Origin of the sequence: Variovorax sp. MHTC-1, assembly GCF_003984645.1 — a bacterium.
Lineage (GTDB): Bacteria > Pseudomonadota > Gammaproteobacteria > Burkholderiales > Burkholderiaceae_C > Variovorax.
This window is the reverse complement of record NZ_RWKI01000018.1, coordinates 19,967-39,845: the sequence shown is the minus strand read 5'-3', so window position 1 is coordinate 39,845 and position 19,879 is coordinate 19,967. Positions and strand designations below refer to the sequence as shown.

Here is a 19,879-nt window from a genome sequence, read left to right as displayed (position 1 = left end):
TCGCTTCTGCGCACCGGACGACCACGAGGCACTACATTTCCCGGGTGTCCACCACCGCTCCCGCCCTGTTCGACTACGCGCGCTTCGTCGAAGATCTGAAACGCCGCATCGACGGTGCGCGGCTGTCCGCCGCGCGCGCCGTCAATCGTGAATTGGTAGCCCTGTACTGGGACATCGGGCAAGCCATCCGCGAACAGCAGGCACACCGGGGATGGGGCGACGCGGTGGTCGATCGGCTGGCGCGCGATCTCAAGGCGTCCTTCCCCGGAACCACGGGCTTCTCAGCGGCGAGCCTCTGGCGAATGCGTCAGTTTCACGAGACCTACGCCGCGCCGGAGTTTCTCGCACAGCTTGTGCGAGAAAGGGAGCGCGATGCCAAGCGCACCCAAGGTCGCAAGGCGCTGACGGCCGACGACCATCGTCAACTCGCACAAGCTGTGCGAGAAATGGTGGAGGCGGTGCCCTGGGGCCACCATGTCAACCTGCTGTCCAAGCTCGACGACCCCGGGCAGCGGCTCTTCTACCTGAAGGCCACCGCGCGGTTCGGCTGGAGCCGCAACGTGCTGCTCAACCAGATCAAGGCGCAGGCGTACGAGCGATCGTTGGCCGAAGGCAAGGTGCACAACTTCGCGCTGGCACTGCCCGAGCATTTTGCCGAGCAGGCCGAGGAGGCGCTCAAGAGCAGCTACAACCTGGAATTCCTTGGCATCCGGCGCGAAATCAAGGAGCGCGAGCTGGAGGACCACCTGATCGACAAGCTGCGCGACTTTATCCTCGAGCTGGGCTACGGCTTCTGTTTCGTCGGCCGCCAGTACCGGCTCACGCTCGGGCGCAAGGAGTATTTCATCGACCTGCTCTTCTATCACCGCTTCCTCAAGGCGCTGGTGGCGATCGAATTGAAGATCGGGCCCTTCGAGCCGGAGTTCGCCGGCAAGATGGATTTCTATCTCAACCTCCTCAACGAGAAGGAGCGCGCGCCGGACGATGCGCCATCCATCGGGATCATCCTGTGCGCAGAGAAGGACAACCTCGAAGTGGAGTTCGCACTGAAAAGCAAGTCGAACCCGATCGGCGTCGCTGAGTACCACCTCCAGGGCAGGCTGCCGGCCGAGATGAAGGGAAAGCTGCCCTCCGCGCGCCAGCTTCAGGAAGTCGTGCGGGCCATTTACCCCCGATTGGACTGAGCCGCAAGCGCGACGCAGGCGCGCTCCAGAGCCATCTGGATCACTGAGCATTCGGGCCCACGATGAATGATGTCGCGACAACGAGGTCACGGGCTGCGCTGGCAAGTCGAAGAGCTAGACACTCTTCAAACGTCTTTGCCTCCGCAGCAAGACCCGACATCCGCCCGCCGATGACGCGACCAGATCATCGTAAGTGTGAACTCTCATGCCACGGTGCTGGGCCATCTGGCGGCGCCGGTTGCTCGACGCCTGCCGTGAGCGATGCGCGGCGGCCGAATGGACCTGCCGAAGTCACAGGAGTGCCCGCTTCGCGCCCCGCAGCACCGCTGGACCACGCGGGAAGACTTGACCAAATGGCAAGGGCCCATCCGCGCCTGCATCCCGTTGCCACGGCGGCAACGCCACGGTGCGCGTGTGCGCCGGGATGAATGAATGTCGCGCGCCGAGCTTGTCCACCAGCGCGAGCATCTTCATGTTTTCATTTGCGACGACCATCCCGATCGACAGTCCGTTGGCCATCAGATGGTGAACGGCCGTCGCGCCGACGCCCTGATGCTAAGCCGATCGCGACACGTGAGATTCGTGAGGGACTCGTACCCCTTCAGCGGCCAGGGGCCTGAGGCAACGCACTCCCCTCGCATCACGCAATCGCCGCCATTGCAATGAAAGTCTGACCCGAATCTGTCTGACATGCTGCTTGAATAGAATGTGCCAAATTCGCATTGGGGCCAAGCAAGACTAAAGTCCCGGTTTCATCACTCCACCGAGAAAAAGCAATGGCACAGAGTTACAAGCAACTGCAAAAGCAGATCGAAGCCCTTCAGAAGAAGGCCGACCAGCTGAAAGCACAAGAAGTCGGTGGAGTGGTGAACCGCATCAGGGTCGCCATTGCGCACTACGGACTGACGGCCGAACAACTGGGCTTCGGCGCGGCGTCGACGGCAGACCGCAAGGCAGTCGCAAGCATGAAATCGGCCGCGTCGTCCACCGAGAAGTACTCGGACGGAATGGGTCATTCCTGGGGTGGCCGTGGACCGCGGCCACAGTGGCTGCGCGACGCGCTGGCCGCGGGCAAGACGCTCGATGATTTCTCCACCGGCACCACGCCGCAAGCCAAGATCGCCCGCAAGAGCAAGAGCAAGAGCAATGGCGCCGGCAAGCGCAAGACCCAGGTCCGCTTTCGCGACCAGGCTGGCAATACATGGAGCGGCATGGGCCCGCGTCCGCGCTGGCTCAAGGAAGCCATCGCAGCGGGCCAGCCAGTCGAGCAGCTGGCTGCCTGAGGCTGCTTCTCAGACACAGAGACGCAATGGTGGCGCCGGCAACGCCATGCCGGCGCCTGGCCGCATTCGATAGGAACTGGTGCGGCGCGGGCGAGATGGTGCAAGGACTCGGGCAGCCGGCCCTCCCCCCTTCTGCTTGGCCCTCCCGCTTCGCCCTCACCCCATCACCCGCAGGCCAGTTCCTCCGGCAGCCGCATCTGCTTGCCGAGGATGAACTCGAAGGCCTCGCCCGCATGCCGGGCTGCGGTGAAGATCGCGCTGCGGTCGTTGCGCAGCACCTGCACCCAGCTGTCCAGGTAGGCCGCGTGCCCTTCGATGGTGGCGTCGACCAGGCCGCAGTGGCCTAGCACGAACGCCGAGCCGAGCTCGGCCACCAGTTCCTCGAACGCATAGGCGTGGTCGCCAAAGCGCTTTCCGAACGCTCGGTTCAACCGGCTCGGATGGCCCGTCCAGTGGACCAGCTCGTGCAGCGACGTCGCGCAGTACGCTTCGCCGCTGGTGAAGCGCGCGGGCAAGGGCAGGCGGATTTCATCAAGCGCCGGCAGGTACATCGCCCGTTCGAAACCATGGCGGATGGTCGGATTGCAACCGCCGATGAGGCGAAGCGCACCCTCCACAGGCCCTGCCGGGAACGCGGCCGGTCCGGTGCAAAGCTCGAACACCTCGGATGGCAGCCCGTCGATCTGCGCGATGTTGAACACCCAGAACGGCCTGCACAGCAGCCTCGTGCGTGCCTGGCCCACCTCCTGCCGGTCGTCGCTGGAATCGTCCGAGTCGTTCGTGCCGGATTGCCCGCAGCGGGAGACCGCGCGCTCGAAATGCGCACACATCACCGCACGCTCGCCGCGGCGCACCTGCGCACCCAGCGACCTCGCCTGCTTGTACGTCATCCACACGTTGGTGCCGTAGCCCTGCGCGATTGCCTCCTCCCAGAGCACCAGGACATTGGCACCGCGGTAGGTGGCGCCGGTCTTGCCGTTGCGCGGTGCGCCGCGCGAAGCGGCCCGCGTCCAGCGTTCGCGAAACACCGGATGGCCCTTCTCGAGCATGGCGATGATGCGATCGGTGATGACCTGGCGCACGTCCATGCGGCCCGCGCCCCTCGACGTGGATGCCTGGCTGTTCACCGAGGCTGCTTGGGGTGAGCCCTCGGGGGGTACGGGGGGAACGCCCGTGGCTGCCCGGGTGTCCGGATCGCATGGATGGATGGATGATCGTGCATGCATGGCTGGGCCTTTCTGCGGTGTGCGCCGCGGTGGTTGAAGATCTGCTTTCGGAGCCGCCTCGACGCATGAAGAGCGAGCCCGAAGGCCCGATGTCCAGGGACCGCCCGGAGGCCGCAGCCGAGCGCAGCGAGGACCGGGCGAGGACGGTGGCAAGGCCCCGAGGCCCTGGACAGCGGACCGTGCGAGCTATGCGTCGATCAAGAGGCGGCTTCGCAAGCGGATCGCACGCCGCGGCATGCCGCAAGCTGGACACGCACGACGTCCCGCGGGCCCAGAGCGTCAGCCCAGGCAGGGGTCAGACGTGGTTGACGCCGATCACGTCATGGCGCAATCCGATCCGCATCGAGGCAAGATCGATCCCGGGCTGGCCCTCGGGCACCCCGCGGATCCGCGGCCGCGCTGCCCGGCCGATGAAAGCCCTCGCTCGGAGAGCGCACCACGGCGCGCCAAGAAAAAGGGGCCGGAGCCCCGCGCTAGAGCAGGCCGCGGGCGGCGAACGACAGCGACTGGCTGCCCGCGATCACCAGATGGTCGAGCACGCGCACGTCGACCAGGGCCAGGGCCCCCGTGAGCGCCTTGGTGAGCACTTCGTCGGCGCGCCACAAAATGCGCCAGGATCACCGCGGCCGCGTTGTGATGCAGTGCGCGCTTGAGGATCTCGCGCGGATAGACGCTCGTCTGCGTCAGCGTGCCCCTGAAAACGTCTTCCATCGCGATCAGCTGGTGACGCGCATCCAGGAACAGCACCACGAAGCTTTCGAAGGGCTGTCCGGCGAAGTGCAGCTTCAGGAAGTCGGACACCGCGCCCGGCGACTCGAACACCGGCGCATGGGTCATGGTTTCCGCGAGAAGCTCCTGTGCCAGCGACAGCCCGCTCGCCAGGCACCGGCATCCGGGCAGCGAGGAGTCGCGAGCGAAGTGGACCAGCTGCTGCAGCGAGCGGCCGTGGGCGTCGTAGAGCGCCGTGGCCTGATCGCCGAGGAAGACACGCAAGGCGTCGACGATGCGTTGCTGGACCGTGGTGTAGTGAAGGGCGTCGGATGACATGGCGCAACTCCTGAGGTGGCGCAGGCGGGATTGCCTGCGTGCCCCCTGGACCCCGCCGCAGCGCAGCGCTCAAGGCCGCCGCAGGCGCGCGGCACGCGCCGAGCACGCGCGAGCGCGCGCAGGGCCTTGAACGCGAGAACGGTGGGGTAGCGTCAGCGCTCACAGGCAAGCCCCCTCCCCCAGACCTCACCCTTCCCCCGCTGAGTTGCCTGGAAGGCTGCGCAGCAGTCCCCGCAGGGGATGAGCGACGAGCGACGCCTGCAAGGGAACGTCCTGCCCTAGGCAGGCAGCGCCAGGCTTCCGGTGAAATGGGGGCGCCTTCGACATTCAGCCAGGGGCACGCGCGGCCCTCTCACGGACCCCAGCCTGCCGGATGCGAATCGGCTGGGCTACCTAGGCGAGCGCGCAATCGCCATGACGCCAGTGCACTGACGCCGGTGCCGGAATGCTGCGCTGGCGCAGACCTCCGCCTCACGCATCGCACCCAACAAGGCTGCTTCGTCCGTGCCGAGTTCAGTTCGGTCCGCCAGGCGAACCCACATCGCTCTGACCTCGTTCGCAAACTGTTCCAGCTGCTGATGCAGGAGCACCAGCTCATCCCAATCCGACTGGCCCATTCATCCCCCTCTTTATGGCCTCCGCGAGGGCTTGAATATTCACAGACTCCGCGCCAGCACAAAGCGCGATGGCGGATAGCGCCGCTGGCATGCCCCTTGCATCTCATCTTGTACACAAGACAGGATGCTTGATGATGGTGCATGAAAAAGCCGCGCTTCGCGCTGGCGGGTCGCAGAAGCAAGTGAACGGATGGGCCGCGCAGGCGTGGATCGCGCGGCTGGACCCGGCGCTGGCCGGCGCGGCCGCCGGGCCGCTCGCCGGCCTCAGCTTCGCCGCCAAGGACAACATCGACGCCGCCGGCGTGCCGACCACGGCGGCCTGCCCGGCCTTCGCCTACATGCCGGCCGCCCACGCTCATGTGGTGCAGCGGCTGCTCGATGCCGGTGCAAGCTTGGCCGGCAAGACCAATCTCGACCAGTTCGCCTGCGGCCTGAACGGCACACGGTCGCCGTACGGCGCCGTGCCCAACAGCTTCGATCCGCGCCATGTGTCGGGCGGCTCGAGCTCCGGCTCGGCCTACGTGGTCGCCACCGGCCAGGTCGACTTCGCCCTGGGCACCGACACCGCGGGCTCGGGGCGGGTGCCCGCCGGGCTCAACAACATCGTCGGCATCAAGCCCTCGCGCGGGCTGATCAGCGCGCGCGGTGTGGTGCCGGCCGCGCAGAACGTCGATTGCGTCTCGATCTTCGCGCGTACCGTGGGCCTGGCCGCGCGCGTGCTGCAGGCAGCGATGGGTTTCGATGCCGAAGACCCCTATTCGCGCAAGCTGAAGCTCGCGACCGAACCCTTGGCCGCGCGCTTCCGTTTCGGCGTGCCGCAGGCGCCGCGCTTCTTCGGCGATGCGCTGTCGGCGGCGGCTTTCGAGCGCGCCATCGCGCAGATGCGGGTCCTGGGCGGCACACCGGTGGCGATCGACTACGCGCCGCTGGCCGAAGCCGCCGCGCTGCTCTACGACAGCGCGCTGGTTGCCGAGCGCTATGCCGCCGTGCGCGCCTTCTTCGACGCGCATGAAAGCGAAGTGATCGAGCCGGTGCGCGGCATCCTGGCTGCGGGCCGACGCTACAGCGCGGCCGACTTCGTCGATGCGCGCACCAGGCTGCACGCACTCGGCCAGCGCGCGGCCGCGATGTGGCGCGACATCGATGTGTTGCTGGTGCCCACCGCGCCCGCGCACTACACGATCGATGCGATGCAGGCCGCGCCGCTCGCGTTGAATCGCAACCTGGGCGAATACACCAACTTCGTGAACCTGCTCGACTACGCGGCGATCGCGGTGCCGGGCAGCCTGCGCGAGGACGGCCTGCCCTTCGGCATCACGCTGATCGGCCGCGCCGGCAGCGACTTCCAGCTGGCCGAGCTGGGCCAGCGCTTCCACCACGCCACTGGCCTCACGCAGGGTGCGACGGGCGCACCGCTGCCCGCGCCCGAGCCGCTGCCGCTGATCGCGGCCGAGGCGACGGTCAAGCTCGCGGTCGTCGGCGCCCATCTCTCGGGCATGCCGCTGAACGGCCAGCTGACCGAGCGCGGCGCCAGCCTCGTGGCGCAGACCGCGACCGCGCCGCACTACCGCCTCTACGCCCTGCCCGGCACCGTGCCGCCCAAGCCCGGATTGGTGCGCGTGGCCGGCACGGAAGGTGCAGAGATCGCGGTCGAGGTCTGGGAGATGCCGCTCGCGCACTACGGCTCCTTCGTGTCGCTGATTCCGGCGCCGCTGGGCATCGGCACCCTCGCGCTCGCCGACGGCAGCAGCGTGCAGGGCTTTCTCTGCGAAGGGCTGGCGCTGCAGGGGGCCGAGGACATCACGCATCTGGGCGGCTGGCGCCGCTACATCGAATCCCGCAACGCAAGGACAAGGAGTGTTCCATGAGCATCAGCCGACCGATTCCCTCGCAAACGCGGCGACGCGTGCTGCAAGCCGGTGCCGCCGGCATCGCCGCGCTCGCCGCGCCTTCGGTCGTCCTCGCCCAGGCCACGCCGAAGACCCGCATCGGCTACTGGCCGGTGGCGGCGGGTCTGCCCTTCTTCGCGGCCATCGATCGCGGCTACTTCAAGGAAGCCGGCCTGGAGGTCGAGCCGCTCAAGTTCGCCGGCGCGCAGCAGGTGATGGAAGCGATGCTCTCGGGCCGCTGCGACGGCAGCTCCAACGGCACCGGCTCGGCCAACCTCGCGATCGGCGAGATCGCGCAGCCCGGCCTCTTCAAGATCTTCTGCACCAACCCGAGCAACGCCAGGTTCGTGCTCGACGAGTTCATCGTCGCCAAGGACAGTCCGATCCAGACCCTGGCCGAGCTCAAGGGCAAGAAGGTCGCGTCCGGCCCCGGCATCCAGAACATGACCTTGTGCAAGACCATGCTGGAGCGCGCGGGCGCCACCGGCGCGACGGTCTCCGAGCTGCCGATCGGCCAGCACGTGGCGGCGCTCGTAGCGGGCCAGGTCGACGCCTGCTACACGCTCGAGCCCACCGGCACGGTCGGCCGCATGAACGGCACCACGCGCGTGATCGAGGCCGGCGTGGTCGCGAAATACATCCTCGGCGACCCGATGGCGCCGTGGCACGGCGGCGCCGCCAGCCTGACCACCGAGTTCATCAGGAAGAATCCCGAAGCGACGAAGAAATTCATTGCCGCCTATGCGCGCGGCGTCGAGCTGGTGCGCACCAGGCCCGACGATGCGCGGCAGCACATGAAGGGCTACACCGCGATCGAGGGCGCGCTCACGGCCGAGGTGCCGCTGGCTTCGTACATGCTCTACAACGAGTTCAAGCCGAGCGACGTCGCCTACTTCCAGAAGTTCTACGACCTGTTCACCGAGAAGGGCATCTTCGAGAAGAAGGTGCCGGTGGAAGGCCTGCTCTACAAGGGCTGAACATGGCCGCGACGAACACCAGTGCCTCGCCCTGGGCCGCTGCCGGTGCCGCCTCGTCGGCGCCGAAGAAATCGTCATGGAGTGCGTGGCTGGCCGCCATCGGCCCCATCGTGCTGTTCATCCTCTGGGACCTGGTGGTGCGGCTCGGCTTCATCAAGCCGATCCTGCTGCCGACGCCGGCCGACACCATCGCGGCGCTGGTCACCGGCCTGGCCGGCGGACCGCTGCTGCTGGACTTCGCGGTCACGGTCTGGCGCACGCTGCAGGCCTTCCTGATCGCGGCGGCCATCGGCGTGCCGCTGGGCGTGCTGCTCGGTAGCAACGAAAAGGCGTATCGCAGCGTCGAGTTCCTGATCGACTTCTTCCGCTCCACGCCGTCATCGGCGCTGATCCCGCTGTTCCTGCTGATCTTCGGCGTGTCGGACGTCAACAAGGTTGCGATCGCGGCCTTCGGCGCGCTCCTGATCGTGGTCTTCAACAGCGCCTACGGCGTGATCAATGCGCGCAAGCAGCGCGTGATGGCGGCGCGCGTGATGGGCGCCTCGCGCTGGCAGATCTTCAAGGACGTGCTGGTGTGGGAGAGCCTGCAGCCTTCCTTCGTCGGCCTGCGCTCGGCGGTCTCGATGGCGCTGGTGATCGTGATCGTGGCCGAGATGTTCATCGGCTCCGACAACGGCCTGGGCCACCGCATCATCGATGCGCAGCAGGTGCTCAACGTCAAGAGCATGTATGCGGCGATCCTCGCGGCCGGCGCGTTGGGATACGCGCTCAACATCCTCTTCCTGGTCGCAGAACGCCGGATCGTGCACTGGAGCGGAAGATGAGAGCCGCCACCGACGCCGTGATCAACGGCCCCGTATACGCCGAGGTGCCGAAGCCCGTCTTCGCGCCCGGCCCGGCCGGCACCCACATCACCATCCGCGGCCTCACCAAGTACTTCGCAGGCTGGCCGCTGTACGAGAACTTCGATCTCGACATTCCGAAGAACAGGATCGTCTCGGTCTTCGGCCCCAACGGCTGCGGCAAGTCGACCTTGATCAACATGATCGCGGGGCTGAGCCCGATCGACTCGGGCGAGATCCTGTTCGACGGCAAGTCGCTGAAAGACACCAAGATCGGCTACGTGTTCCAGAACTATCGCGAAGCGATGTTCCCATGGATGCGCACCATCGACAACATCGCCTACCCGCTCAAGCTCGAAGGGCGCTCCAAGGCCGAGGTCGACCGGCGCATGGCGGAGCTGGTCGCTTCCTTCGACGTCAAGTTCGACCTGCATCGCTATCCGTACGAGCTCTCGGGCGGCCAGCAGCAGACGGCCTCGATCATGCGTGCGCTGGCGTCGAACCCCGAGGTGCTGTTCCTCGACGAGCCTTTCTCCGCGCTCGACTTCGAGATGACGCTCTTCATCCGCGAGAAGCTGCAGGAAGTCTTCATGCAGACCGGCACCACGATGCTGCTGGTCTCGCACGACCTGGAGGAGGCGGTGTACCTGGCCGACCAGGTGCTGCTGCTGACCAAGCGGCCGACCCGGGTGGCCGAGATCCTCGACTACACCGATGCGCGCCCGCGCACGCTCGAGACGCTGAGCGCGCCGAGCTTCATCGGCACCAAGAAGCTGAGCCTCGAGATCTTCCAGCGGGAGGTAAGGAGATGACGCCACGGCAGATCGAAGCCTACGTCGATGCCGCCTCGGCCGCGCTCGATCTGAAGCTGCGGCCCGACCACCGCGCCGGCGTGCTGCGCTACTTCGCGCTGGCGGCCGAGCTCGCCGCGGTGGTGGATGCGGTGCCGCTGAACGAACGCGACGAACCCGCGCTCCACTTTTCGGCGGTCGTGCCGCCGGAGCCCGGCGCATGACCCCCGCTGCCCTGCTGCAGCAGGATGCCGCCGCGATGGCGCAGGCGGTGCGATCGGGCGCGGTGAGCGCGGTCGCGCTCGCGCAGGCCAGCCTGGATCGCATCGCCGCAACCGACGGCCGCGTCAATGCCTTCACCGAGGTGCTTCGCGAGCGCGCGCTGCGCCGCGCGGGGCAGGTCGATGCTTCGCTGGCCTCCACGCATGGCGTGCGAACGCGCGAGCTGCCGCTGCTCGGTGTGCCCTTCGCGGTCAAGAACCTGTTCGACATCGCCGGCCTGCCCACGCTGGCCGGCTCGAAGATCGAGCGCGAGCGCGAACCGGCGCGCGGCGATGCGACGCTGGTGCGCCGGCTCGAGAGCGCCGGCGCGGTGCTGGTCGGCGCGCTCAACATGGACGAGTACGCCTACGGCTTCACGACCGAGAACAGCCACGTCGGCGCGAGCCACAACCCGCACGATCTCGACCGCACCGCCGGCGGCTCCTCGGGCGGCTCCGGTGCCGCCGTCGCTGCGGGGCAGGTGGCGCTCGCGCTCGGCTCCGACACCAATGGATCGATCCGCGTGCCCGCTTCGCTCAACGGCGTGTTCGGGCTCAAGCCCACCTTCGGCCGCCTGCCGCGCACCGGCAGCTATCCCTTCGTCTCCAGCCTCGACCACCTCGGGCCCTTCGCGCGCTCGGTGCGCGACCTGGCGCTGGCCTACGACGCCATGCAGGGGCCGGAACGCCTGCCCCCGCGCGACCCCGGCTGCGCCCAGCGCGCCGGCGAGCCGGTCGTCAACCTGCTGTCGCGCGGCGTGCAGGGCCTGCGCGTCGGTGTGCTGGGCGGCTGGTTCCGGCAGCGCGCGCAGCCCGAGGCGCTCGCCGCCGTCGACGCCGTGGCCCAGGCGCTGGGCGCAAGCCGCACCGTCGAGCTGCCGATGGTCGAGGCCGGGCGGGCCGCCGCCTTCCTGATCACCAACTCGGAAGGCGCGGCACTGCACCTGCCCGATTTGCGTACGCGTGCGCAGGACTTCGAGCCGCTCTCGCGCGACCGCTTCCTGGCCGGCGCGCTGCTGCCGGCCGCCTGGGTGGCGCGCGCGCAGCGCGTGCGGCGCCTCTATGCCGAGCAGGCGGCACGGGTCTTCGAGCGCTTCGACATCCTGCTCGCCGCGGCCACGCCCTGCGCGGCCACGCCCATCGGCGCCGAATGGTTCGAGCTCAACGGCCAGCGCGTGCAGGTGCGGCCCAACATGGGCGTGCTGACCCAGCCCATCTCGTGCATCGGCCTGCCGGTGTGCGCCGTGCCTGTGTGGGGCGCGCATCCGAGCCTGCCGATCGGCGTGCAGGTGATCGCGGCGCCCTGGCGCGAGGACCTGGTGCTGCGCGTGGCCGCCGCGCTCGAATCTGCCGGCGTGGCGCAGGCGCCCGTCGCCTCTCTCGCATGAGGAACGACCAACGATGACGCCCGCGATCAACCTTCCCGACGTGCTGGCCGAAGTGGTGGCCGCGTTCGCCCGCTACGAGGACGCGCTGGTTCACAACAAGGTCGAGGTGCTCGACGAGCTGTTCTGGGACAGCCCGCACACGCTGCGCTACGGCGCGACCGAAAACCTCTACGGCTACGACGACATCAAGGCCTTCCGCGCCGCACGGCCGGCGCAGGGCCTGGCACGCGAGCTGCTGCGCACCGTGATCACCAGCTATGGCCGCGACTTCGCCACCGCCAACATCGAGTTCCGCCGCGAAGGCGGCGCGAACACCGGGCGCCAGAGCCAGACCTGGATGCGCACCAATCAAGGCTGGCGCGTGGTGGCCGCGCACGTGAGCCTGCTTGCCTGATCGATCCTTCCCAGTCCCAACCACCCTCCAGGAGCAACCATGAGCCAGTTCAACCGCCGCGATTCCCTCAAGTCCCTAGCCGCACTCGCCTCCGCCACCACGCTGGGCGGCTGGAGCGCGCTGGCGAACGCGCAGAAGCCGTTGACCGTCGGCGTGATCTACGTCGGCCCGCGCGACGACTACGGCTACAACCAGGCGCATGCGCAGGCCGCGGCCGAGCTCAGGAAGATGCCCGGCATCAAGCTGGTGGAAGAAGAGAACGTGCCCGAGACCGCGGCCGTGCAGAAGACCATGACGGGCATGATCGCGCAGGACGGCGCGAAGCTGCTGTTCCCCACCTCCTTCGGCTACTTCGATCCGCACATCCTGGCCGTGGCGCCGAAGAACCCCGACGTGCGCTTCTCGCACTGCGGCGGCCTGTGGTCGGAGGGCAAGCATCCGAAGAACGTCGGCAGCTTCTTCGGCTACATCGACGAGTGCCAGTACCTGAACGGCGTGATCGCCGGCCACATGACCAAGAGCAACAAGATCGCCTTCGTCGCGGCCAAGCCCATTCCGCAGGTGCTGCGCAACATCAACGCCTTCACGATGGGCGCGCGCTCGGTCAAGCCCGGCATCACCTGCAGTGTGATCTTCACCGGCGACTGGTCGATGGCCGTCAAGGAGGCGGAGGCCACCAACAGCCTCGCCGACCAGGGCTGCGACGTCTTCACGATGCACGTCGACGGCCCCAAGGTGGTGGTCGAGACCGCCGCCAAGCGCGGCAAGATGGTCTGCGGCTACCACGCGAGCCAGGCCAGGCTGGCGCCCAACGCCTACCTGACCGGCGCCGAATGGAACTGGCTCACGGCCTACAAGACCGCGGTTGAGGCGGCGCAGAGCGGCAAGCCGCATCCCAACTTCCTGCGCGGCGGATTGAAGGAGGGCTACGTGAAGATGTCGGCCTACGGCCCGATGGTGAGCGACGCAGCGAAGAAGAACGCCGACGAGATCAAGGCCAAGATGATGGCGGGCAGCTTCGACATCTTTCAGGGCGGGTTGAAGGACAACAGGGGTGGGGTCGTGATTCCGGCCGGCAAGGCGCTCAAGCAGACGGACCTCGAGCTCGAGAAGATGAACTATCTCGTGGAAGGCGTCGTCGGCTCCCTCGGCTGACCCGATAACTCTCAGGCCGATCATGCACAGCGCACTGAAGGAAGCCGCCTTGCCCGTATTCGCCATTGCGGCGGCGCTGCTCTTGTTCGGCGTCTTCGTCTGGTTCGCCGGCGTGAGCCCGCTGGAGGCCTGGGTCACGCTCTTCAAGGGCGCCTTCGGCGACTGGTTCTCGTGGCAGAACACCTTGCAACGCGCCGCGCCGCTGATGCTCACCGCCTTGTGCGTCGCGATCCCCGCGCGCGCCGGACTGGTCGTCATCGGCGGCGAGGGCGCGGTGGTGCTCGGCGGCCTTGCATGCGCGGCCTTGCCCTATGTGCTGCCGCTGCCGGCCAACATCGCCGGCACCGTGGCCCTTTGCATCGCCGGCGCGCTGGCCGGTGCGCTGTGGATCGCGCTCGCCGGCTGGCTGCGCCAGTACCGCGGCATCAACGAGACCATCAGCAGCCTGCTGCTGGCCTACGTCGCGATCGGACTTTTCAAGCACCTGGTCGAGGGCGCGCTACGCGATCCGGCCAGCCTCAACAAGCCGGCCACGCGCTCGCTCGCGGAAGGGCTGGCGATCGGCGGCATCGGCGGCTCGGACGTGCATTGGGGGCTCGCGATCGGCATCGCGGCCTGCCTGGCCTCGGGGCTGTGGCTGCGCGCCACGGTCTCGGGCTTCGCGGTGCGCGTGGTGGGCGGCAATCCGCGCGCGGCGCAGCTGGTCGGCTTGCCCGCGAGCCGGCTGATCCTGGCTGCCTGCGGCCTCGGCGGCGCCTGTGCCGGCCTGGCCGGCGCGGTCGAAGTCGCAGCGGCGCACACCAACGCCAACGCCTCCCTGATCGCGGGCTACGGCTACGCCGGCATCCTGGTGTCCTTCATCGCACGCCACAACCCGGTGGCCGTGATCCCGGTGGCGATCCTGTTCGGCGGCTTCGGTGCGGCCGGCAGCCTGCTGCAGCGGCGGCTCGGCTTGCCAGATGCGTCGGTGCTGGTGCTGCAAGGCATGGCCTTCGTGCTGATCCTGGCGAGCGAAGGGCTGCGCATGGTGGACTGGAAAGCCCTGCTGAAGAGCCGGGCGCCGCGGGTGACGCAGCCGCGGATGCAGAAGGGAGCCGTATGACGGCCGACCAGTGGATCGCGCTCGTGGCCGGCATCGTCGGCGGCGCCTTGCGCGTCGGCGCGCCTTTTCTCTTCGTGAGCCTCGGCGAATGCCTGACCGAGAAATCGGGCCGCATCAACCTCGGCCTCGAAGGCGTGCTGGTGCTGTCGGCCATGGCTTCCTTCGGCGGCGCCTGGCTCACCGGCTCGGCCTGGCTCGGCGTCCTGGTCGGCGCCGCGGCCGGCGCGCTGCTGGCGCTGCTGCATGGCTTGCTCTGCTCGCTGGATCGCGTGAACGACGTCGCGACCGGCATCGCGCTGATGCTGCTCGGCACAGGCCTCGCGTTCTATCTCGGCAAGCCGCTGATCCAGCCGCAGGCGCCGCAGCTGCCGGCGATCCCGCTCGGCGACTGGAGCGACAACCCGGTGGTGCGCTCGGCGCTGCAGGTCAATGCGCTGGTGCCGGTGGGCATCGCGATCGCGCTGCTGCTCTGGTGGGCCTTTGCCCACACGCGCATCGGCCTGCTGGTGCGCATGGCCGGCGATTCGGCCAACGCGACGCGCGCGCTCGGCTACTCGGTCGCGCGGCTGCGCATCGCGGCCACTACCGCGGGCGGCTTCATCGCCGGGCTGGGCGGCGCCTCGCTCACGCTCTTCTATCCGGGCAGCTGGAACGAGGGCATCTCGAGCGGGCAGGGGCTGATCGCGGTGGCGCTGGTCATCTTCGCGCGCTGGAGTCCGCTGCGCTGCATCGGCGCGGCGCTGCTCTTCGGCGGCGCGGGCGCGATCGGGCCGGCGTTGCAATCGATCGGCGTGGGCTGGGGCTACCACCTCTTCAACACGGTGCCCTACGTGCTCACGCTCGTCATCCTGGTGCTGACCTGCAAGCCGGGCAGCGTCGCCGCCGGCAGTCCCGGCGAGCTTTCATCGACCCGCTGAGAAAGGAGTCACGCGATGAGTGGTCTGGGTGGTCTCAACAAATCGGAGCACGGCGTGGTCGTCGGGCTGGTGCAGCTGCAGCTGCCGGTCGTGAAGACGAAGGCCGATCTGGCGGCCCAGACGCAGCGCATCTGCGCGCTGGTGGCGAAGGCACGGCGCAACCAGGGCACGATGGACCTGGTCGTGTTCCCGGAATACGCGCTGCACGGTCTCTCGATGGACACCGCGCCCGAGATCATGTGCACGCTGGACGGGCCCGAGGTGGCTGCCTTCAAGAAGGCCTGCATGGACAACCGGATCTGGGGCTGCTTCTCGATCATGGAAGCCAACCCCGGCGGCAATCCCTACAACAGCGGCCTGATCATCGACGACCAGGGCGGCTTGCGGCTCTACTACCGCAAGATGCATCCGTGGGTGCCGGTCGAGCCCTGGGAGCCCGGCAACATCGGCGTGCCGGTGTGCGACGGGCCCAACGGCAGCAAGCTGGCCCTGATCATCTGCCACGACGGCATGCTGCCCGAGATGGCGCGCGAGGCCGCGTACAAGGGCGCCGAGATCATCATCCGCACGGCCGGCTACACGGCGCCGATCCGCCACGCCTGGCGCATCACCAACCAGGCCAACGCCTTCTGCAACCTCGCCTGCACCGCGAGCGTGTGCATGTGCGGCAGCGACGGCACTTTCGACTCGATGGGCGAGGGCATGTTCTGCAACTTCGACGGCACGGTCCTGGTCGAGGGCGGCGCGCGGCCCGACGAGATCGTCACCGCCGAACTGCGGCCCGACCTGGTGCGCGAGGCGCGCACCGGCTGGGGCGTGGAGAACAACATCTACCAGCTCTACCACCGCGGCTACGTCGCGGTGAAGGGCGGCGCGCAGGACTGCCCCTACACCTACATGCGGGACATGGCGGCCGGCCGCTACAGGCTGCCGTGGAGCGACGAGGTGAAGGTGAAGGACGGCAGCGACTTCGGCTTTCCGCCGCCGGTGCGCAGCTACAAGGGATCGGAGGTCTCATGAGCGAACGCTACGTCTCGGCCGAGCCCTACCGCTGGCCCTACAACGGCGCGCTTCGGCCCGGCAACACCGCCTTGATCGTGATCGACATGCAGACCGACTTCTGCGGCAAGGGCGGCTACGTCGACGTGATGGGCTACGACCTGACGCTGGTGCAGGCGCCGATCGAGCCGATCGCGCGCACGCTGGCCCGGCTGCGCACGCTCGGCTTCCACGTCATCCACACGCGCGAGGGCCACCGCCCCGACCTGGCCGACCTGCCGGCCAACAAGCGCTGGCGCTCGCGGCAGATCGGCGCCGGCGGCGTGGGCATCGGCGACGATGGCCCCTGCGGCCGCATCCTGGTGCGCGGCGAGCCGGGCTGGGAGATCATTCCCGCGCTCGCGCCGGTGGCGGGCGAGGTGGTGATCGACAAGCCCGGCAAGGGTTCGTTCTACGCCACCGATCTCGAGCTGGTGCTGCGCACGCGCGGCATCGAGAACCTGATCCTCGCCGGCATCACGACCGACGTGTGCGTGCACACGACGATGCGCGACGCCAACGACCGCGGCTTCGAATGCCTGCTGCTGTCCGACTGCACGGCGGCGACCGACCACGGCAACCATCTCGCGGCCCTGAAGATGATCACGATGCAGGGCGGGGTGTTCGGCGCGCATGCGCAGTCGGGCGCGCTGCTCGATGCGCTGGCTTCGATGTGAGGCGAGGCATGGACGACGTCTCGACGCAACCCATCGGCGCGTTGCCGGCCGCCACCGGCGCGCTCGCGCTTGACATCTACCGACTGACCAAGCGCTTCGGCAGCTTCACCGCGATGGACAGCGTGACGATGCGGGTCGAGCCCGGCACCGTGCATGCGCTCCTGGGCGAGAACGGGGCCGGCAAGAGCACGCTGGTCAAGTGCGTCGCGGGCTACCAGCGCGCGGAAGAGGGCAGCATCCTGATCGACGGGCGCGAGCAGGAGATTGCCAACCCCGTGGTGGCGCGCGCGCTCGGTGTCGGCATGGTCTACCAGCACTTCACGCTGGCGCCCGGCATGACGGTGGCCGAGAACCTGCTCCTGGCCGGCGGCAAGACGCCGGCGCTGATCGACTGGAGGCGCAAGCGCGCCGAGCTCGAGGCTTTTCTGGCCACGACGCCGTTCAGCCTCGATCTCGACCGGCGGCCTTCCGAGCTCGCGGCCGGCGAGAAGCAGAAGCTGGAGCTGCTGAAGCAGCTCTACCTGCGGCCGCGCTTGCTGATCCTCGACGAGCCGACCTCGGTGCTGACGCCGCAGGAGGCCGACGAGGTGCTGGGCCATGTGCGCGAGTTCGCGAAGAGCGGCCTGTGTACCGTGCTCATCATCACGCACAAGTTCCGCGAGGTGATGGCCTTTGCCGACAGCGTGACCGTGCTCAGGCGCGGCAAGGCCGTGCATCACTGCCGCGTGGACCACACCGACCCTCGGCGGCTGGCTGCCGCCATGATGGGCGAAGGCGAGGCGCCGCCGCCCGAGAGCGACGCCGAAGTGCCGGCCGGCAGCGCGTTGCGTGCGATGAAGCAAACGGCGGCCGATGCGCCCATCGCCTTGCAGGTCGAAGGCCTGCAGGCGCAGGGCGACCGCGGCACGCTGGCCGTGCACGACCTGAGCCTGGCCGTGCGCGCGGGCGAGATCCTCGGCGTGGCCGGCGTCTCCGGCAACGGCCAGCGCGAACTGGTCGAGGCCCTGGTCGGCCAGCGCCCGCGGCTCGCGGGCCGCGTGACCGTGATGGGCAAGCCCTATGGCGCGCGACGCGAGGAGAACCGGCGCCTGAAGCTGCGCAGCCTACCCGAGGAGCCGCTGCGCAACGCCTGTGTCGGCGATCTCAGCGTGGCGGAGAACATGGCGTTGCGCGACTTCGACCAGCCGCCGCTGGCGCGCGGCGGCGTGCTGAACTTTGCGGCCTGGCGCAGCCGGGCGCGCGAGTGGATTGCCGAGTACGGCGTGAAGACGCAGGGCGAGGACGCGCCGATCCGCAGCCTTTCCGGAGGCAACGTGCAGCGTGCCGTCCTGGCGCGCGAGCTGGCGGGAGATATCAACGTGCTGATCGCCGCCAATCCCGTGTTCGGGCTCGATTTCGCCGCCGTGCGCGAGATCCACGGCCGCATCGTGCAGGTGCGGCAGAAGGGCGGCGGCGTGCTGCTCGTCAGCGAGGACCTCGACGAGCTGCTGGAACTGGCGGACCGGATCGTCGTGATGAGCCAGGGGCGCATCGTGTTCGAAACTTCCGCCGCTTCGGCGCAGCGGCACGTCCTGGGGGCACATATGGGCGGAGGGCATCACGCATGACGACAGCGCCCGTGATGCACATAGACGCAAATCCGTTTCCCTACACATTCGAGCTGTCCCAGACGGCCCTCGTCATCATCGACATGCAACGCGACTTCGTCGAACCCGGGGGCTTCGGCGAAACCCTGGGCAACGATGTGTCGCTGCTCCAGGCCATCGTGCCCGCGACGCGGTCGGTTCTCCATGCATGGCGAAAAAAGGGCGGCCTGGTCATCCACACGAGAGAAGCCCATCGCCCCGATCTCGCCGACTGCCCGCCCGCCAAGCGCGACCGCGGCCACCCCGCGCTTCGGATCGGCGACTCAGGCCCCATGGGTCGCATCCTGGTCGCCGGCGAACCCGGCAACCAGATCATCGACGCGCTCGCGCCGGCCGACGGCGAGATCGTGATCGACAAGCCCGGCAAGGGCGCCTTCTATGCCACCGGCCTGCAGTCCATGCTGCAGCAGCGCAGCATCCGCAAGCTGGTCTTCATGGGCGTCACCACCGAGGTCTGCGTGCAGACCAGCATGCGCGAAGCCAATGACCGCGGCTACGACTGCCTGCTGCTGGAAGACTGCACCGAGAGCTACTTCCCCGCCTTCAAGACGGCGGCGCTCGAGATGATCCGCGCCCAGGGTGCCATCGTCGGCTGGACCGCGCCGAGCGCGCCATTGCTCGCCGCCCTGGGCGACTAACATTCTGACCGTGCCCACCTCCGCCAAGACCCGCTCCGCCCCCGAAAAAGCCGCGTTCCGCACCCGCGCCGACGAGGTCTACGCGCAGCTCAAGCGCGACGTGGCCGAGTTCAGCCTGGTGCCGGGCGACCGCTTCACCGAGAACGAGATCAGCGAGCGCCTCGGCGTCTCGCGCACGCCGGTGCGCCAGGCGCTCTTCAGGCTGCAGCAGGAAGGCTTCGTCGAGGTGCTGTTCAGGAGCGGCTGGCGCGTGCTGCCCTTCGACTTCGACCAGTTCGAGCAGCTCTACGACCTGCGCATGGTGCTCGAAACCACGGCAGCGCACCGGCTCTGCGAAGCCGACCGGCGCGTGGATCGCAGCGTGCTCGACGCGCTGGCCGACATATGGCTGGTGCCGTCGGCACAGCGCAGCGCCGACGGCGTGCAGGTCGCGCAATGGGACGAGGCCTTTCACTGCGCCCTGGTCGCGGCCGCGGGCAATGCCGAGATGGCGCGCGTGCATCGCGACGTGACCGAGCGCATCCGCATCATTCGCCGGCTCGACTTCACCAAGCAGCCGCGCATCGACGCGACCTACGAAGAGCACGGCAAGATCCTGAAGGCGATCCGCGCCAATCGCGGCGACCAGGCCGCGATGCTGCTGCGCGCCCACATCGAGACAAGCCAGGCCGAGACGCGCAAGATCACGCTGCATCAGGTGCACATGGCTCGCCACGCCAGTCGTCGGTAGCGCCGCACTTGGGCGCCGAATGCGATCACGCACCCCAGACGCTCCTGCAATCCCTGTCCAGGTTGAAATCGACGCGAC

20 protein-coding genes and 1 pseudogene are annotated in these 19,879 nt (G+C 68.4%); 17 read left to right on the top strand and 4 right to left on the bottom strand.

The window, feature by feature from the left end; all coding sequences use genetic code 11:
* The first annotated feature begins 44 nt into the window (after positions 1-44).
* Positions 45-1,184: a YhcG family protein gene (locus EJI01_RS22510; protein WP_126839356.1), complete on the top strand. Its 1,140-nt coding sequence runs from the start codon at positions 45-47 to the stop codon at positions 1,182-1,184.
* Positions 1,185-1,475: 291 nt separating this feature from the next.
* On the opposite strand, the gene EJI01_RS22505 is transcribed toward EJI01_RS22510, so the two are convergent.
* Positions 1,476-1,703 (bottom strand): hypothetical protein, encoded by a 228-nt coding sequence (locus EJI01_RS22505; protein ID WP_126839355.1) that lies wholly within the window; start codon positions 1,701-1,703, stop codon positions 1,476-1,478.
* A gap of 257 nt (positions 1,704-1,960) precedes the next feature.
* Between EJI01_RS22505 and EJI01_RS22500 the strand changes: the two genes are divergently transcribed.
* Entirely contained in the window at positions 1,961-2,467 is a 507-nt protein-coding gene (locus tag EJI01_RS22500; RefSeq protein WP_185879022.1) for an H-NS family nucleoid-associated regulatory protein, read from the top strand.
* A 164-nt stretch (positions 2,468-2,631) separates the two neighbouring features.
* Here the strand turns inward: EJI01_RS22500 and EJI01_RS22495 are convergent, their stop codons facing one another.
* The 3 genes and pseudogenes from EJI01_RS22495 to EJI01_RS29710 form a co-directional block, all read right to left on the bottom strand.
* Complete coding sequence (locus tag EJI01_RS22495; protein ID WP_260602597.1) at positions 2,632-3,594, bottom strand: ArdC family protein; 963 nt, start codon at positions 3,592-3,594, stop codon at positions 2,632-2,634.
* 572 nt (positions 3,595-4,166) lie between these two features.
* Complete coding sequence (locus tag EJI01_RS29715) at positions 4,167-4,298, bottom strand: JAB domain-containing protein (RefSeq protein ID WP_409513977.1); 132 nt, start codon at positions 4,296-4,298, stop codon at positions 4,167-4,169.
* A gap of 58 nt (positions 4,299-4,356) precedes the next feature.
* Positions 4,357-4,530, bottom strand: a pseudogene (locus EJI01_RS29710) (JAB domain-containing protein); the annotation flags it as partial.
* Between the two features lie 958 nt (positions 4,531-5,488).
* Between EJI01_RS29710 and atzF the strand changes: the two are divergent.
* Genes atzF through EJI01_RS22415 form a run of 15 tightly spaced genes read left to right on the top strand, consistent with a single transcriptional unit; the run spans position 5,489 to position 19,801 of the window.
* On the top strand, positions 5,489-7,225 hold the full coding sequence (gene atzF, locus EJI01_RS22485; RefSeq protein ID WP_409513976.1) for an allophanate hydrolase: 1,737 nt from the start codon (positions 5,489-5,491) through the stop codon (positions 7,223-7,225).
* The gene (locus EJI01_RS22480; RefSeq protein WP_126839352.1) at positions 7,222-8,223 is read left to right on the top strand and encodes an ABC transporter substrate-binding protein; all 1,002 of its coding nucleotides are present in this window, start codon (positions 7,222-7,224) and stop codon (positions 8,221-8,223) included. Before atzF ends, EJI01_RS22480 begins: the two co-directional genes overlap by 4 nt.
* Positions 8,224-8,225: 2 nt before the next feature.
* The gene (locus EJI01_RS22475; protein ID WP_126839351.1) at positions 8,226-9,047 is read left to right on the top strand and encodes an ABC transporter permease; all 822 of its coding nucleotides are present in this window, start codon (positions 8,226-8,228) and stop codon (positions 9,045-9,047) included.
* Entirely contained in the window at positions 9,044-9,877 is an 834-nt protein-coding gene (locus EJI01_RS22470) for an ABC transporter ATP-binding protein (protein WP_185879021.1), read from the top strand. The genes EJI01_RS22475 and EJI01_RS22470 overlap by 4 nt, the downstream gene beginning before the upstream one ends.
* Entirely contained in the window at positions 9,874-10,080 is a 207-nt protein-coding gene (locus EJI01_RS22465; protein WP_126839350.1) for a DUF4089 domain-containing protein, read from the top strand. The genes EJI01_RS22470 and EJI01_RS22465 overlap by 4 nt, the downstream gene beginning before the upstream one ends.
* Positions 10,077-11,504, top strand: coding sequence for an AtzE family amidohydrolase (locus EJI01_RS22460; RefSeq protein ID WP_126839349.1), 1,428 nt, complete (start codon positions 10,077-10,079; stop codon positions 11,502-11,504). The genes EJI01_RS22465 and EJI01_RS22460 overlap by 4 nt, the downstream gene beginning before the upstream one ends.
* Positions 11,505-11,517: 13 nt before the next feature.
* Positions 11,518-11,898 (top strand): oxalurate catabolism protein HpxZ, encoded by a 381-nt coding sequence (gene hpxZ / locus EJI01_RS22455; RefSeq protein WP_126839348.1) that lies wholly within the window; start codon positions 11,518-11,520, stop codon positions 11,896-11,898.
* Positions 11,899-11,937: 39 nt separating this feature from the next.
* Positions 11,938-13,053: a BMP family ABC transporter substrate-binding protein gene (locus EJI01_RS22450; RefSeq protein ID WP_126839347.1), complete on the top strand. Its 1,116-nt coding sequence runs from the start codon at positions 11,938-11,940 to the stop codon at positions 13,051-13,053.
* A gap of 22 nt (positions 13,054-13,075) precedes the next feature.
* On the top strand, positions 13,076-14,155 hold the full coding sequence (locus EJI01_RS22445; protein ID WP_126839346.1) for an ABC transporter permease: 1,080 nt from the start codon (positions 13,076-13,078) through the stop codon (positions 14,153-14,155).
* A complete protein-coding gene (locus EJI01_RS22440) occupies positions 14,152-15,072 on the top strand; it encodes an ABC transporter permease (protein ID WP_126839345.1) in 921 nt (306 codons plus the stop codon). Before EJI01_RS22445 ends, EJI01_RS22440 begins: the two co-directional genes overlap by 4 nt.
* A gap of 15 nt (positions 15,073-15,087) precedes the next feature.
* Positions 15,088-16,092, top strand: a complete 1,005-nt coding sequence (locus EJI01_RS22435; protein WP_126839344.1) for a formamidase — start codon at positions 15,088-15,090, stop codon at positions 16,090-16,092.
* Positions 16,089-16,787, top strand: coding sequence for a cysteine hydrolase family protein (locus EJI01_RS22430; RefSeq protein WP_126839343.1), 699 nt, complete (start codon positions 16,089-16,091; stop codon positions 16,785-16,787). Before EJI01_RS22435 ends, EJI01_RS22430 begins: the two co-directional genes overlap by 4 nt.
* A gap of 8 nt (positions 16,788-16,795) precedes the next feature.
* Positions 16,796-18,394 (top strand): ABC transporter ATP-binding protein, encoded by a 1,599-nt coding sequence (locus EJI01_RS22425; RefSeq protein ID WP_126839342.1) that lies wholly within the window; start codon positions 16,796-16,798, stop codon positions 18,392-18,394.
* Between the two features lie 14 nt (positions 18,395-18,408).
* On the top strand, positions 18,409-19,071 hold the full coding sequence (locus EJI01_RS22420; RefSeq protein ID WP_126839407.1) for a cysteine hydrolase family protein: 663 nt from the start codon (positions 18,409-18,411) through the stop codon (positions 19,069-19,071).
* 10 nt (positions 19,072-19,081) lie between these two features.
* Positions 19,082-19,801 carry a GntR family transcriptional regulator gene (locus EJI01_RS22415; protein WP_126839341.1) on the top strand — a complete coding sequence of 240 codons (720 nt, stop codon included), beginning with the start codon at positions 19,082-19,084 and terminating at the stop codon, positions 19,799-19,801.
* Positions 19,802-19,879: the final 78 nt, after the last annotated feature.